We start from the raw sequence: 12669 nt of genomic DNA, 5'->3' as shown, positions 1-12669 counted from the left end.
GCGTCGTGCGAGGCGAGAACCCCCTTACTTGCCGGGCTGCTTGACCAGGCGCAGGTAGGGCTTCTGCTCGTCCCAGCCGTCGGGGAACAGCTTGGCGGCCTCCTCGTTGCTGACCGCGGGCACGATGATGCAGTCGCCGCCCTGCTGCCAGTTCACCGGGGTGGCCAGCTTGTGGGAATCGGTGAGCTGCAGGCTGTCGAGCACGCGCAGGATCTCGTCGAAGTGGCGCCCGGTGCTGGCCGGGTAGGTCAGGGTCAGGCGGATCTTCTTGTTGGGATCGACGACGAACACGCTGCGCACCGTCAGGGTGTCGTTGGCGTTGGGGTGGATCATGTCGTAGAGGTCGCTGACCTTGCGGTCGGCGTCGGCCAGCAGCGGGAAGTTCAGGGCGCTGCCCTGGGTCTCCTGAATGTCGCCGGCCCAGGCCTTGTGATCCTCGAGGGGATCCACCGACAGCCCGATGACCTTGGTGTTGCGCTTCTCGAACTCCGGCTTGAGCCGCGAGACCTCGCCGAGTTCGGTGGTGCACACCGGGGTGAAGTCCTTGGGGTGGGAGAACAGGATCACCCAGCTGTCGCCGGCCCAGTCGTGGAAGTGGATCGGGCCCTCGGTGCTTTCCTGGGTGAAGTCGGGTGCGATGTCGCCGAGTCGCAGTGACATGGTGTCCTCCTGGGGTCGAAGTGTCGGCATCGTCCGGCGATGCCGGAGGGTCAATGACACAGGATTGCACCCTCGGGGCGAGGGGGGAAACAATCCCTGATCATATTCTTAGCGCTCGATGTTTGCTTATGGCGCCGGCGCAGCGGCGCCCAGGAAGCGTTCCTGCCAGTAGTCCAGCGACAGCGCGGTCACGCTGACCCGGCGGCCGCGCCCCGGGGCGTGGATCATCTCGCCGTCGCCCAGGTAGATGCCCACGTGGCTGGCGTCGCCGCGTCCCGCGGTATCGAAGAATAGCAGGTCGCCGGGCCGGGCCTCGTCGATCGGCGGCAGGCGCGCGAACTGGCGGCGCGAGGTGCGCGGCACGCCGATGCCGGCCCGGGCATAGACCCGCTGTACCAGCCCGGAACAGTCCAGGCCGCGCGCATCGTTGCCGCCGAAACGGTAGGGCGTGCCCAGCGCCTGGCGTGCCTCGGCGAGAATCAGCGCCCGGTCCACCGACAGCCCGCCGCCGTCGCGCGTGGCGAGGTCGGGGCCGGCGCAGCCGGCCAGCACCAACAGCATCGCCAGCACGACCAGAGGCATCATCCGTTCGAGGCGGGTCGCGACGCATAGCGCCGGGGCGGGTGAAGCTGGAGTCGCTGGCATGGGCATCTCGCGGGGCGTCCGTTTTCCCTCTTGTCGTTCCCAGCCTAGCTGGCCCGCACGGCTCTGTGAATATCAGCGGAAGGCGATCCTCGTGCCGTGGGTCAGCATCTCGTCCGGGGTCATGGCATGGCCGGGCACGCCGATCATCTCGTCGCCGCACTGGTCCGACCAGGTCAGCACCCCGTGGGTCAGCCCCAGGCCGCCCAGCAGGTCGCGGATCTCCCCGGTGCCGAGGAAGGTGCAGGTCTTGCCCTGCTTGTCGGAGAGGGTGGAGACGCCGTTGGCATGATGGAAGCGGACCGTGTAGATGCCGTCCATGGATTCCACCTCGACGATCGGCGAGAAGCCGTGTGAGAGGGCGCGGGAGAGCTGCTTGAGGGTGATGTGGTCCCCCAGGGACATGTCGATGGCGGTCATCTCGGGCTCCGGCTGGTGGGATGGCGTATAGATAATGTAGAACCTTGCCGATAGGCTCGCCAGTGTCAGTAAACATGGGTGATTCTGGTCGGTTAAAGGGCAAGGATGAGCCGCTTGGGTTGTCGTTTTCTCTCGCTGCGCATAGTTTTTGTATAGGAATGGGGCGAGCGGGGCGCTGCGGTGGGGTGGAAAAATGCCCCCCTCGCCTCCATACCCGTCCTATCGGCCCATCGCGGACAAGGAGATTCCATGAGCTTCACCGGCGAGCAACATCCCGGCGTCAAGACGGCGACCGGCGACACCGACGGCTTTCGCCTCAATCACACCATGCTGCGGGTCAAGGACCCGGAAGCCGCACTGGCCTTCTACTCCCGGGTCTTCGGCATGCGCGTGCTGCGCCGGCTGGACTTCGAGGAAATGCGGTTCTCGCTGTACTTCCTGGCCAAGCTCGAGGACGGCGACCGGGTGCCGGAAGACGTCGATGAGCGCACCGTCTGGACCTTCGGCCAGAAGGGGCTGCTGGAGCTGACCCACAACTGGGGCACCGAGGAGCAGGCGGACTTCGCCTACCACGACGGCAATGCCGAGCCCCAGGGCTTCGGCCACATCTGCTTCTCGGTGCCGGACCTGGATGCCGCCGTGGCCTGGTTCGATGCCAACGAGGTCACGTTCATCAAGCGCCCCGACCAGGGCAAGATGAAGGACGTGGTCTTCGTCAAGGACGTGGATGGCTACTGGATCGAGGTGATCGAGGCCGCCCGCATGGTCGGCAAGGGCGATTGAGTCGCCGGGCCGTCGATGAGCGTTGACGGTCCGGCTTGTCGATATGGCGTCCTGGCATTAGGGTCTGCAGCGTGTTTCACCATGGCGCATCCCGCCAAGGAGTCCCAATGAACTTGCCCCACCGTTCCCTCCCGCTGGCCCTGGCCGGCTCCCTGCTGGCCATGAGCGGCCTGGCCCAGGCCGAGGAGCCGGCCGAGGTCCGCTTCTCTTCCCCGGCCTGGCCCGGGGTGACCGTCAAGACATCGCTCGCCTCCACCCTGCTCGAAGCGCTGGGCTACGAGCCCCGCTCGGAAGAACTCGGTTCCACGATCACCTACGAGGCACTGAACCAGGACGAGCTGGACGCCTTCCTCGCCGGCTGGCTGCCCGCCCAGCAAGGCATGTACGACACCGCCATGGACGAGGGCAGCCTGGTCGACCTGGGCAACAACGTTGATGGTGCCCGCCTCGGCTTCGCCGTGCCCACTTACGTCTATGACGCCGGCCTGACGTCGGCCGAGCAGCTGGACGATCCCGAGTTCGCCGACAAGCTCGAGCGCACCATCTACTCCATCGAGGTGGGCTCCGGGATGAGCGACACCCTCAACGAGGCGGTGGAGGCCGACACCTATGGCCTGGGCGACTGGACGCTCTCCGAGACCTCCACGCCGGGCATGCTCAGCGCGGTGGACAGCGCCATCGACCGCGAGGAATGGATCGTCTTCGCCGGCTGGACGCCGCACTGGATGAACATCGAGCATGACGTGCGTTACCTCGACGATACCCAGGACATGTGGGGGCCGGACGGTGGTCGCAGCGATGTGAAGACCCTGGTGACGACCAGGTTCGCCGAATCGAACCCCAACGCCACCAAGCTGCTCGACCAGCTGAGCTTCACCGCCGACCAGCAGAGCGCGATGATTCGTGGCTTCAGCTTCGAGGAACGAGAGCCGGAAGCGGTGGCCCTGGAGTGGCTGCGTGAACACCCGGCGGAGGTCGAGGCCTTCCTCGAGGGCGTGACCACCCGCGACGGCGAGCCGGCCTGGCCGGCGGTGCAGCAGGCACTGGAGATTCCCGAGGGCTGATCCCCGCCCATCGCCATCCTGCACGACGAGGCCGCCCTTCGGGGCGGCCTCGTTCGTTGGGGGGCTCGACGGCGCGCGTCAGGCGAAGGCGTAGAGGTCCATGGCCAGCACCCCGTGCTCCACGCTGTGGTGGCGCCGCTCGGCGTGGCCGCCTGCCCCCATGGCCACCAGCAGCGGCTGGAAGTGCTCGGGCGTGGGGTGGTTGGCGAGCGCCTGGGGAGCGCGTTGCCAGCCTAGCAGGGCCTCGCGGTCGCCGGCGGTCAGCCGGGCGTGGACCCAGTCGCTGAACTCGCCGACCCAGCCGGGCATCGGGGCCTCGAGGCTATCCAGCGAACGCAGGTCATGGGTCAGGCTGCCGGAGCCGACCACCAGCACGTTCTCCTCGCCCTCGCGTTTTCGCAAGAGCGCGCCGAGCCGCTCGCCGAGGGCGGCCAGCTCGGCGTTGGACCAGTTGGTGGGCAGCGACAGCGACACCACCGGGACGTCGGCCTCGGGGAACATCAGCGACAGCGGGACCCAGGCGCCGTGGTCCAGGCCGCGCTCCACCGGCACGGCGTTGAGCTCGCGGGCCAGTCGCCTGGCCAGCTCGGGCTCGCCCGGCGCCGGGTACTGGCATTCGAACAGCGCGCGGGGGAAACCGCCGAAATCGTGAAGCGTCTCCGGGTGCTCGCTGGTGCTGACCATCAGGCGACGGCTGGCCCAGTGGGCCGAGACGACCACCACCGTGGAGGGGCTCAGGGTCCGGCCCAGCTCGCGCAGGAAGTCGTGGGCCGGCGTGGGCGTCAGGGCCAGCATCGGCGAGCCGTGGGAGATGAACAGGCTGGGCAACATGATCGTGGTCTCCTGCAAGGGAAGACGCCGCCCCGGGGGCGGCGTGGTGCGCGGTCGAGGGATCGCGGGTTCAGGCGACGCGGGGATGCAGGACCAGGCGTCCGCCGCCCAGCCCGGCCTGCACCAGCAGGGCGATGGCCCAGAACACCGGGAACTCCCAGCCACCCCCCTCGTTGGAGAATACCCAGCCGTTGTCGGCATGCACCCAGGCGGCGCCGAGCAGCGTCGGGATCAGGGCCAGGCTGATCCAGCGCGTGTAGACGCCGAGCAGCAGGGCCAGGCCGCCGCCCACCTCGGCGAGGATGGTCAGGTAGGCGAAGACGCCGGGCAGGCCCAGGGACTCGAAGTAGCCGACGGTGCCGGGCACGGTGAAGACGAACAGCTTGAGCAGCCCATGGGCCAGGGTCATGGCGCCCAGCGCCAGGCGCAGCAGAGTGACGGCGGAGGGCTGAAGGCGGTCGAGTGACGTGGTCGGGAGGGGGTGGCGGGTCATGGTCGGATTCTCCGTCGGGGATGTCGTATGTGGTGATGTGGTCACTCTAGACGCGACGAAGAAGGAGATAATCTGCGGTCTTGGCACAAAACTATTGCGCTTTTAGCAATAAAAAGTGGCCGTCGGGAAAGCTTCGGAAAACGCCACGCGCCTTGCCCGTCACAGCCCCAGCTCACGCTCCCAACTGGGCGGATCGCCCCAGGCCTCGGCGAGGCGCGCCAGGAAACGATCGACCTTGGCCGGCAGGTGGCGGCGGGCGGGATAGAGGCCGTGAACGTCCAGCGTGATCGGGGGCTCTTCGGTGAGGATGGGCACCAGGCGGCCACTCTTGATGCTGTCGGTGACCAGGAAGCTGGGCTGTTGGGCGATGCCGAGCCCGGCTTCGGCGGCGTGGGTCAGCACGTCGCCGTTGTTGCTCTCGAGGGGGCCGGACACCGCGAGGCCGCGGCCGCCGAACTGCCAGTCGCCGCCGCGCCCGCCGGTGCGATAGCGCAGGCAGCGATGGTGCGCCAGGTCCGCCAGGCGACGCGGCGCGCCGTGTTCGGCCAGGTAGCCCGGGGAGGCGCACAGCAGCAGCCGGCAACGGGTCAGGCGGCGGGCCACCAGGCTGGAGTCGGGCAGGCTGCCGATGCGGATCGCCAGGTCGTAGCCCTCCTCGAGCAAGTCGACCCGGCGGTCGTTGAGGTCCAGGCGCACCTCCAGCGCCGGGTGCTCGACCATGAAACGGGCCACCAGCGGGGCCAGGTAGCGGGTGCCGAAACTCATCGGCCCATTGAGGCGCAGCCGGCCGCGCATCTCGGTGGCGCCGCTGCCCACCTCCGCCGCGGCCTCCTCCAGCGACTGCAGGATGCCCTGGGCGCGCGTCAGGTAATGTTCCCCGGCCTCGGTAAGATGCAGGCGGCGGGTGGTGCGCTGCAGCAGGCGCACGCCCAGGTGCTCCTCGAGCGCCATGACCTGGCGCGAGACGCGGGTCCGCGACAGGTCCAGCGCCTCGGCGGCGTGGGTGTAGCTGCCCAGTTCGGCGACTCGCACGAAGGCGGTCATGGCGTCCAGCAGGTTCATGGGCGGGGCTCCAGGGCGTGGCCGACGGACGACCATCGTCTCACACGACGACAACGCCGCCCGAGGGCGGCGTCGTGCGGGGGCGCGTGGCGCGACTCAGTGGTCGTGGTCGGCGTGCTCGTGGGCCGCGTCGTCGGCGGCCAGGGCGTCGTGAAGCAGCTCGGCGTTGTGGCGCATCATGCCCAGCCAGGTGCTGGCCTCGCCCTCGGCCGCCAGGGCGCCGGAGTAGAGGGTGCCGGCGATCGGTAGGCCGGTCTCCTCGGCGAGCTGCTCGATCATCGCCGGGCTGGTCATGTTCTCGTGGAAGAGCGCGTGCACGTCGCTGTCGGCGAGGATGTCGATCAGCCGCGCCATGTTGGTGGCGCTGGGCTCGGTCGCGGTGGACAGCCCGGCCGGCGAGAGGACGTCGATACCGTAGGCCCGGGAGAAATGGCCGAAGGAGTCGTGGCCGGTCACCACCGTGGTGTGTTCGGGCAGCTCGCTCATCAGGCCGCGCAGCTCGGCGTCCAGGGCGTCGATCTCTTGCTGATAGCGGGCGGCGCGCTCGCGGTAGTCGGCCTCGTGGGCCGGGTCGGCGGCGATCAGGCCGTCGCGAATGTTGTCGACGTAGAACTGGCCGAGCCCCAGGTCCAGCCAGGTGTGGGGGTTCAGGCCGCCATGGTCGTGGGCATGGCCGGCGTGGTCATGATCGTCATGGCCGTGTTCGTCGTGTTCGTCGTGGTCATGCGCCTCATGATCATGGGTCTCATGGTCATGGGCGTCAGGCGCGTGGTCATCGTGGCCATGGGCCGAGTGATCATGGCCGTCGTGGTCAGGGTGGTCCGCCTCGGCGAGCGCCGCCTCGATGCCGTCGGTGGCCACCACCGTCGGCCCGGCGTAGTCGCTGGCCTCGACCAGTCGCGTCATCCAGCCCTCGAACTGCAGGCCGTTGAGCACCACCAGGTCGGCCTCGGCCAGGGCCCGGGCGTCGGTGGGCCGCGGCGAGTACACGTGGGCGTCGCTGTCGGCGCCGACCAGGGCGGTGACCTCGACGTGGTCGCCGCCGATCCGCTCGACCATGTCGGCGAGCACGCTGAAGCTGGCGAGCACCTGGACGCGCTCGTCGGCCTGGGCGGTGGGCAGGGTCAGCAGCGCGGCGGCGCCGGCGGCGAGGGCGAAAGGCTTGGCGAAGGGCATCGGGTCGGACTCCGGCGGTGGCAACGAAGGTATCGGTAGAAGCGTGGGGAAAGGGGCGTCAGGGCGTGGCGTCGGCGTTCAGGGGCGCGGCGCGGCGCCGGAAGCGGGCGCTCAGGCTGTGCTGGCGGCCGAACAGCGCCGAGCCGATGTAGGCCACCCCGGCCAGAAGGATGATCGCCGGGCCGGATGGCAGGCTCAGGTGGTACGAGAGCAGCAGGCCGCCGGCGCTGGCCACCAGGGCCACGCCGATGGCGATGGCCATCAGGCCTTCCAGGCGGTTGCTCCAGAAGCGCGCGGTGGTGGCCGGCAGCATCATCAGGCCCACCGCCATCAGGGTGCCCAGCGTCTGGAAGCCGGCGGTGAGGTTGAGCACCACCAGCCCCAGGAAGACTCCATGCACCAGGCCGCCGCGCACGCCCTGGCCGCGCAGGAACAGCGGGTCCAGGCACTCCACCACCAGGGCGCGGAAGATCACCGCCAGGGCGAGCACGATCAGGCTGGCGATGCCGGCGATCAGCAGCAGCGCGGTGGAGTCCACGGCCAGGATCGAGCCGAACAGCACATGGGTGAGATCGACGCTGCTGCCGCCCAGCGACACCATCATCACCCCGGCGGCCAGCGAGATCAGGAAGAAGCTGGCCATCGCCGAGTCTTCCCGGTGGCCGGTCATCTGCGAGACGCTGCCGGCCATCACCGCCACCAAGAGCCCCGAGAGGATGCCGCCGAGGCTCATCATCGGCAGCGAGAAGCCGGCGAACAAAAAGCCCAACGCCACGCCGGGCAGGATGGCGTGGGACATGGCGTCGCCGATCAGGCTCATGCCACGCAGCATCAGGAACACGCCCAGCGGCGGGGCGGCCAGCGACAGCGCCAGGCTGGCCACCAGGGCGCGCTTCATGAAGCCGTAGTCGAAGGGGGCCACGAACCAGGCATCAAGCAGTGCCAGCATGGGGTACCTCGGAAAAATCGAAGGGCAGGCGCGGGGCGCGGGGCGCCTGGCCGACATGATGCTCGAGCAGCGCCTCGGGGCTGACCCAACGGCCGTGGCCGCCGGCCAGCAGCAGCACGTCGTCGGCCAGGCGGGCCAGCTGCTCCATGTCGTGGAGCACCACGATCAGGGTGGCGCCTTGGCGAGCCATGTCGCGCAGCACCTCCATCAGCACCTCGACGGTCTCGATGTCGACGTTGGCGAAGGGCTCGTCGAGCAGCAGCAGCTCGGCCTCCTGCATCAGGGTGCGGCCCAGCAGGGCGCGCTGGCGCTGGCCGCCGGAGAGCTCGCCGAGCTGGCGATGGGCCAGGTGTGAGATGCCCAGCCGCGCCATGATCTCGCGGCCGCGGCGATAGTGGGGGCCGCAGTAGCCCTTGAAGGCGCCGTGGCTGGGCCAGGTGCCGCTCATGATCAGCTCTTCCACGCTCATCGGGAAGGTCAGGTCGAGGGCCAGCTGTTGGGGCAGCCAGGCGCATCGCTCGCGGGGCACCGCGCATTCCACCCGGCCGGCCACCGGCTTCAGCATGCCCATGATGGCCGAGATCAGGGTGCTCTTGCCGGCGCCGTTGGCGCCGATCAGCGCGGTCACCGCGCCGTCCTGGAAGCGGCCGTCCAGGTGCTCGAGCACCGTCTGGCCGCCGCGGGCGAGCTGCAGGTCGTGGAGCTTGAGGCGGGCCATCAGGACAAGCCTCCGGTCGCCCAGGCCACCGCCAGCCACAGCGCCGCCAGCGGGGCGGCGACCAGCAGCAGCCGGCGCGGTGCCGACAGCGACATCAGCGAGAAATGACAAGGCCCCTCGGGGCGATGACGGTGGGGGCGATGCGCCATGGTGAAACGTCTCCGCGGAAGTGGCGTGGTTATAACATAACAATATCGGCGCCCGCCAGCGCCGCGTGCCGGCGGACCGCCGGATCAGTAGCGCAGCACCACGCCCAGCCGCTCCGGCGTGACCAGCCAGGCGTATTCGCCTTCCAGGGTCAGCTCGCCGAACGTCAGCCGCGCGGGCTGGAAGCGATTCACCGCCGCCATGGCCTGGCCCGGCTGGGTGCGCAGTTGCAGCTCGCCGACCAGCATGCCGGTGGCGAAGTTGAGCGCGCCGTCCTCGGGGCGGTCGTCGCCGACGCCGATCGCCAGCCCCGCCGCGGTGTTGACCGCCAGCGACCCCAGCCGGGCCTGCCAGCTGCGCCGGCGGCGTTCCTCCTCGGCCACCGCCTGGATCAGCCGGCGCGCGGCGTCCACGTCGCCGTCGCTGTCCCGGAGCCGCTGGTAGGCCGCGGTGTGAGGCTGGCGGTCGACCAGCAGGCCGCCCAGGGCGATGGCCGACTTCAGGGTGCCGACCCGGGCGTCGAAGCGGTCGTGGTCGTCGTCGGCCTCGCTGGCCTGCCAGGCGTTCCACGCCAGGCTGCCGGCGTAGATGCCCGACCAGCCCCACTGCCACAGCTCGGCCTGGCGGGCGCCGCGGGACAGGGCGTCTTCATAGGCCTGCCACTCGGCCGAGGCCGACTGGGCGAGGGCCGGCAGGGGCAGGCAGAACAGTAGCGGGGCGAGGCAGTGCAGCAGGCGGCGGGGCATAAGGAATCTCCTGGGGGAACGGGCCCATGAATCCTAGCATCGCGGCGCCCCCCGCTGCCGCCCGCGACTGACCGCCGCCCCCTCGGCGCGCTACACTGCCGAGCTTCATCCCAAGCGTTCGGAAGGAATCGACATGTCCCGCACGACCCCTCTGCGTTCCCTGCTGGCCGTCTCCCTGGCCGCCGGCCTGACCCTGATCGCCGCCCCGGCGCTGGCCACCGGCGCCACCGGGCTCTACCTCGGCGGCGGCGTCGGCCAGATGCACGGCGACGACGACTTCGACGACGAGGCCGGCCTGTGGAAGCTGACCGCCGGCTACAACTTCGGCTGGCTGCCGTTCCTCGACCTCGGCGCCGAGCTCGGCTATGCCAACGGCGACACCCTGAACGGCGAGGTGGACGGCCGCTCGGCGACCCTCGAGGTGGAGAGCCTCCAGGCCATGGGCGTGGCCGGGCTGAGCTTCGGCCCGCTGGGCGTCTACGCCAAGGCCGGCATGGCCGACTGGGACGCCGAACGGCGCGGCCGCGGCCTGACCCACGACTATTCCGGCACCGACCCGGTCTACGGCCTGGGCGCGCGGGTCGAACTGCTCGACCTCACCGGCCGCCTCGAGATCGAGCGCCTCGACGCCGACGAGATCGGCGACATCGACATGGTCACCGCCGGCGTCGTCTACACCTTCTGATCGGCCCCGGGCGAGTGGGGGGAGGCCTCGGCTAGACTGAACCCCACCAGCCACGGGGAGAGACGCCATGGACCTCGAGGTCATCACCCTCGCCAAGGCACGCGACCGGCTCAAGCAGCTGTGCGACAAGGTCTGCGAGCGGCATCGGCCGGTCGTCATCACGCGCCGGAACGGCCACCACGCGGTGTTGATGTCGCTGGAGAATTACCAGCGGCTGACGGGCGAGACGACGCCCCGCGCCGATCACCTGGACAACCTCTACAGCGACCTGGAACGCGAGCAGGACGCCTGAGATCGGGGCCGCCGACGTCGCCGGTGCGAGGCGGGCTCAGTCGGCGAATTCCTCGGTGTCGACCTCCGCCTGCTGGGCCGCGCCGTAGCGGCCGCCCAGCACCTGGTCGGGGGTCAGCATGGCGTCCAGCCGGGCGACGGTCGCGGAGTCCAGGCGCAGCGCCTCCGCCGCCAGGTTCTGGCGCATGTGCGCGACGGAGCGCGACCCGGGAATCGGGAGGATGTCGTCGCCCTTGGCCAGCAGCCAGGCCAGGGCCAGTTGGCCGGGCGTGGTGTCCCGCTCCTGGGCCACGGCCTTGACGTCGTCCAGCAGGCGCAGGTTGTGCGGGTAATGCTCGGCGCTGAAGCGCGGCATGCCGCGGCGCATGTCGCTCTCCTCGAGGCGGGGGGGATCCTCCACCGCCCCGGCCAGGAAGCCCCGCCCCAGCGGGCTGAACGCCACCAGCGCCGTGTCCGACTCGCGGCACGCCGCGATCAGCCCGATCTGCGGATTGCGCGTCCACAGCGAGTACTCCGACTGCACCGCGGCGATGGGATGCTCGGCCCGGGCACGGCGCAGGGTCGCGGCCGACACCTCGGACAGGCCCAACGCGCCGATCTTGCCTTCCTCCACCAGGCGCCCCAGCTCGCCCACGCTCTCCTCGATGGGCACCGTCTTGTCCCAGCGATGCAGGTAGTAGAGGTCCAGGTGGTCGGTGCGCAGCCGCGAAAGGCTCGCCTCGCACTGCCGGCGCAGCGTGGCGGGGCGCCCGTCGATCACTTTCTTGCCTTGCTCGGGATCGATGGCCATGCCGCACTTGCTGGCCAGCAGGAGCTCGTCGCGTCGGCCCGCCAGCGCCTTGCCCACCAGCGACTCGTTGGCCGTGGCCCCGTAGAGGGTTGCGGTATCCACGTGGCGATAGCCCATGTCGAACGCCGCCTGCAGGGCGCGCAGCGCCTCGGGCTCTGGCAGCGGGCTGCCGTAGCCGTGAGAAAGGTTCATGGCGCCCAGGCCGATGCGGGGCGAAGCGACTTCCTTGAGGCGAGCGAAGAAGGGCGACATGGCGACTCCTCGTTGGCGATGTGGCTAAGAGAGGGCAAAGCGGGAGAGGGCATCATGCCGGCTCAGGCCCAGTGGATCCACTCGGCCAGCGCCTGGCGATTGGCGATCTCGATCTGCTGGGCGCGGGGCTCACCCTCTACATGGTGCGGATTCACGCCCAGCTCGCGCAGGGCATAGAGCACCAGCGGTCCGCGGCAGTGGAGTATCAGCTCACCGTCGTGCATGCCGTAATCCACCGCCAGCATCTCGCGTTCCTCCGGGGGAAGGCGTCGGTCGGGGATGAGCCGCACTTCTACCCGCGTCTGCCAGGCATCGTCGCCGTTCTTGCCGTGTTCGCCGAGCATTTCACCGCTATCTTCCGGAATGCCGCGGAAGCGGCTCAGCACGAAGTCCCGATAGCCGCGGTGCTTCTCGCAGTAGGCCCGCACGTGCCAGCGCCCGGCGGCGAACACCAGGGTGTGCGGTACCAGGATGCGCTCCTCGCCGGCCGGGTTGCTGAAGGAGGCGTAGACCACTTCCAGGCGGCGCCCCGTTCGGGCCGCTTTCACCACCTCGCGCACCACGTGCGGATCCACCGCACGGCTCGGTAGCGGCAGCGACTCGGTGTCCGCCGCGCCCAGCCCCAGGCCGGCGAAGGGCGAGTCCAGATCCGCGTGTGCGCCGAGCAAGTGTAGGTACTCCTCGACCCGGCCCCAGGTGAAGTGGGGCTGGAAATCCGCCGTGGGCAGGAAACCGCGGCGCGACTCGTCGTAGGCCAGGTTGTCAGGCGCCTGCTCCCGATAGCGACGCAGCGCCTTCTGGGCCTGCTGACGGCCAATGCCGAACGCCTCGCCGATCTGCGCGGCCACCACGCGCCCCTCCCAGAACGCCAGGATCTCGATCAGCCGAAAGCGGGCCAGGATGTCCCAGGGAAGCGGGTCGCGAGCGTCCATTCAGGTCTCCGTCCGTGGTAACCGATCA

General features: G+C 69.7%; 17 protein-coding genes. 4 read left to right on the top strand and 13 right to left on the bottom strand.

Annotated features, from left to right (window positions below; all coding sequences use genetic code 11):
* Positions 1-24: 24 nt before the first annotated feature.
* The 3 genes from ACXAFN_RS10640 to ACXAFN_RS10630 all read right to left on the bottom strand — a co-directional run bounded on the left by ACXAFN_RS10640 (position 25) and on the right by ACXAFN_RS10630 (position 1722).
* Positions 25-660, bottom strand: coding sequence for a peroxiredoxin (locus tag ACXAFN_RS10640; protein WP_474988550.1), 636 nt, complete (start codon positions 658-660; stop codon positions 25-27).
* Positions 661-786: 126 nt separating this feature from the next.
* The gene (locus ACXAFN_RS10635) at positions 787-1245 is read right to left on the bottom strand and encodes a C40 family peptidase (protein ID WP_474989097.1); all 459 of its coding nucleotides are present in this window, start codon (positions 1243-1245) and stop codon (positions 787-789) included.
* A 132-nt stretch (positions 1246-1377) separates the two neighbouring features.
* Positions 1378-1722 carry a DUF6482 family protein gene (locus ACXAFN_RS10630; protein ID WP_474988549.1) on the bottom strand — a complete coding sequence of 115 codons (345 nt, stop codon included), beginning with the start codon at positions 1720-1722 and terminating at the stop codon, positions 1378-1380.
* Between the two features lie 249 nt (positions 1723-1971).
* On the opposite strand from ACXAFN_RS10630, the gene gloA reads away from it, so the two are divergent.
* Complete coding sequence (gene gloA, locus ACXAFN_RS10625; RefSeq protein WP_474988547.1) at positions 1972-2505, top strand: lactoylglutathione lyase; 534 nt, start codon at positions 1972-1974, stop codon at positions 2503-2505.
* Between the two features lie 107 nt (positions 2506-2612).
* On the top strand, positions 2613-3569 hold the full coding sequence (locus tag ACXAFN_RS10620) for an ABC transporter substrate-binding protein (protein WP_474988546.1): 957 nt from the start codon (positions 2613-2615) through the stop codon (positions 3567-3569).
* Positions 3570-3647: 78 nt separating this feature from the next.
* Here the strand turns inward: ACXAFN_RS10620 and ACXAFN_RS10615 are convergent, their stop codons facing one another.
* From ACXAFN_RS10615 to ACXAFN_RS10580, 8 genes are all read right to left on the bottom strand, one after another.
* Positions 3648-4400, bottom strand: a complete 753-nt coding sequence (locus ACXAFN_RS10615; protein ID WP_474988545.1) for a dioxygenase family protein — start codon at positions 4398-4400, stop codon at positions 3648-3650.
* Positions 4401-4470: 70 nt separating this feature from the next.
* The gene (locus tag ACXAFN_RS10610) at positions 4471-4893 is read right to left on the bottom strand and encodes a DoxX family protein (RefSeq protein WP_474988544.1); all 423 of its coding nucleotides are present in this window, start codon (positions 4891-4893) and stop codon (positions 4471-4473) included.
* Positions 4894-5052: 159 nt separating this feature from the next.
* Complete coding sequence (locus ACXAFN_RS10605) at positions 5053-5955, bottom strand: LysR family transcriptional regulator (RefSeq protein ID WP_474988542.1); 903 nt, start codon at positions 5953-5955, stop codon at positions 5053-5055.
* Positions 5956-6051: 96 nt separating this feature from the next.
* A complete protein-coding gene (locus ACXAFN_RS10600; protein WP_474988541.1) occupies positions 6052-7131 on the bottom strand; it encodes a metal ABC transporter solute-binding protein, Zn/Mn family in 1080 nt (359 codons plus the stop codon).
* 58 nt (positions 7132-7189) lie between these two features.
* Positions 7190-8080: a metal ABC transporter permease gene (locus ACXAFN_RS10595; protein ID WP_474988539.1), complete on the bottom strand. Its 891-nt coding sequence runs from the start codon at positions 8078-8080 to the stop codon at positions 7190-7192.
* Complete coding sequence (locus ACXAFN_RS10590) at positions 8064-8798, bottom strand: metal ABC transporter ATP-binding protein (protein WP_474988537.1); 735 nt, start codon at positions 8796-8798, stop codon at positions 8064-8066. Before ACXAFN_RS10590 ends, ACXAFN_RS10595 begins: the two co-directional genes overlap by 17 nt.
* Complete coding sequence (locus ACXAFN_RS10585; RefSeq protein ID WP_474988535.1) at positions 8798-8947, bottom strand: hypothetical protein; 150 nt, start codon at positions 8945-8947, stop codon at positions 8798-8800. The genes ACXAFN_RS10590 and ACXAFN_RS10585 overlap by 1 nt, the downstream gene beginning before the upstream one ends.
* 84 nt (positions 8948-9031) lie before the next feature.
* On the bottom strand, positions 9032-9691 hold the full coding sequence (locus ACXAFN_RS10580) for a hypothetical protein (protein ID WP_474988533.1): 660 nt from the start codon (positions 9689-9691) through the stop codon (positions 9032-9034).
* Between the two features lie 133 nt (positions 9692-9824).
* Between ACXAFN_RS10580 and ACXAFN_RS10575 the strand changes: the two genes are divergently transcribed.
* Both ACXAFN_RS10575 and ACXAFN_RS10570 read left to right on the top strand, forming a co-directional pair.
* Positions 9825-10376: a porin family protein gene (locus tag ACXAFN_RS10575; RefSeq protein ID WP_474988531.1), complete on the top strand. Its 552-nt coding sequence runs from the start codon at positions 9825-9827 to the stop codon at positions 10374-10376.
* A gap of 67 nt (positions 10377-10443) precedes the next feature.
* The gene (locus ACXAFN_RS10570) at positions 10444-10668 is read left to right on the top strand and encodes a type II toxin-antitoxin system Phd/YefM family antitoxin (protein WP_474988529.1); all 225 of its coding nucleotides are present in this window, start codon (positions 10444-10446) and stop codon (positions 10666-10668) included.
* Positions 10669-10704: 36 nt separating this feature from the next.
* On the opposite strand, the gene ACXAFN_RS10565 is transcribed toward ACXAFN_RS10570, so the two are convergent.
* Together ACXAFN_RS10565 and ACXAFN_RS10560 are read right to left on the bottom strand one after the other, a co-directional pair.
* Positions 10705-11709: an aldo/keto reductase gene (locus tag ACXAFN_RS10565; protein WP_474988528.1), complete on the bottom strand. Its 1005-nt coding sequence runs from the start codon at positions 11707-11709 to the stop codon at positions 10705-10707.
* Between the two features lie 62 nt (positions 11710-11771).
* Positions 11772-12641 (bottom strand): BrxR family helix-turn-helix transcriptional regulator, encoded by an 870-nt coding sequence (locus tag ACXAFN_RS10560; RefSeq protein ID WP_474988526.1) that lies wholly within the window; start codon positions 12639-12641, stop codon positions 11772-11774.
* Between the last annotated feature and the right edge of the window lie 28 nt (positions 12642-12669).

It is taken from the genome of Halomonas sp. ABH4_019 (assembly GCF_056159885.1).
Note: the sequence above shows the minus strand (reverse complement) of the source record. Positions and strands in the feature narration are given on the sequence as shown.

What these genes read in the sequence shown, in the direction of transcription:
- ACXAFN_RS10570 (WP_474988529.1), top strand. Translation starts at nt 10,444, where the DNA reads ATGGACCTCGAGGTCATCACCCTCGCCAAGGCACGCGACCGGCTCAAG.
- ACXAFN_RS10560 (WP_474988526.1), bottom strand. Translation starts at nt 12,641, where the DNA reads ATGGACGCTCGCGACCCGCTTCCCTGGGACATCCTGGCCCGCTTTCGG.
- ACXAFN_RS10585 (WP_474988535.1), bottom strand. Translation starts at nt 8,947, where the DNA reads ATGGCGCATCGCCCCCACCGTCATCGCCCCGAGGGGCCTTGTCATTTC.
- ACXAFN_RS10565 (WP_474988528.1), bottom strand. Translation starts at nt 11,709, where the DNA reads ATGTCGCCCTTCTTCGCTCGCCTCAAGGAAGTCGCTTCGCCCCGCATC.
- ACXAFN_RS10575 (WP_474988531.1), top strand. Translation starts at nt 9,825, where the DNA reads ATGTCCCGCACGACCCCTCTGCGTTCCCTGCTGGCCGTCTCCCTGGCC.
- ACXAFN_RS10595 (WP_474988539.1), bottom strand. Translation starts at nt 8,080, where the DNA reads ATGCTGGCACTGCTTGATGCCTGGTTCGTGGCCCCCTTCGACTACGGC.
- ACXAFN_RS10580 (WP_474988533.1), bottom strand. Translation starts at nt 9,691, where the DNA reads ATGCCCCGCCGCCTGCTGCACTGCCTCGCCCCGCTACTGTTCTGCCTG.
- ACXAFN_RS10620 (WP_474988546.1), top strand. Translation starts at nt 2,613, where the DNA reads ATGAACTTGCCCCACCGTTCCCTCCCGCTGGCCCTGGCCGGCTCCCTG.
- ACXAFN_RS10640 (WP_474988550.1), bottom strand. Translation starts at nt 660, where the DNA reads ATGTCACTGCGACTCGGCGACATCGCACCCGACTTCACCCAGGAAAGC.
- ACXAFN_RS10630 (WP_474988549.1), bottom strand. Translation starts at nt 1,722, where the DNA reads ATGACCGCCATCGACATGTCCCTGGGGGACCACATCACCCTCAAGCAG.
- ACXAFN_RS10610 (WP_474988544.1), bottom strand. Translation starts at nt 4,893, where the DNA reads ATGACCCGCCACCCCCTCCCGACCACGTCACTCGACCGCCTTCAGCCC.
- ACXAFN_RS10590 (WP_474988537.1), bottom strand. Translation starts at nt 8,798, where the DNA reads ATGGCCCGCCTCAAGCTCCACGACCTGCAGCTCGCCCGCGGCGGCCAG.
- ACXAFN_RS10605 (WP_474988542.1), bottom strand. Translation starts at nt 5,955, where the DNA reads ATGAACCTGCTGGACGCCATGACCGCCTTCGTGCGAGTCGCCGAACTG.
- ACXAFN_RS10635 (WP_474989097.1), bottom strand. Translation starts at nt 1,245, where the DNA reads ATGATGCCTCTGGTCGTGCTGGCGATGCTGTTGGTGCTGGCCGGCTGC.
- ACXAFN_RS10615 (WP_474988545.1), bottom strand. Translation starts at nt 4,400, where the DNA reads ATGTTGCCCAGCCTGTTCATCTCCCACGGCTCGCCGATGCTGGCCCTG.
- ACXAFN_RS10600 (WP_474988541.1), bottom strand. Translation starts at nt 7,131, where the DNA reads ATGCCCTTCGCCAAGCCTTTCGCCCTCGCCGCCGGCGCCGCCGCGCTG.
- gloA (WP_474988547.1), top strand. Translation starts at nt 1,972, where the DNA reads ATGAGCTTCACCGGCGAGCAACATCCCGGCGTCAAGACGGCGACCGGC.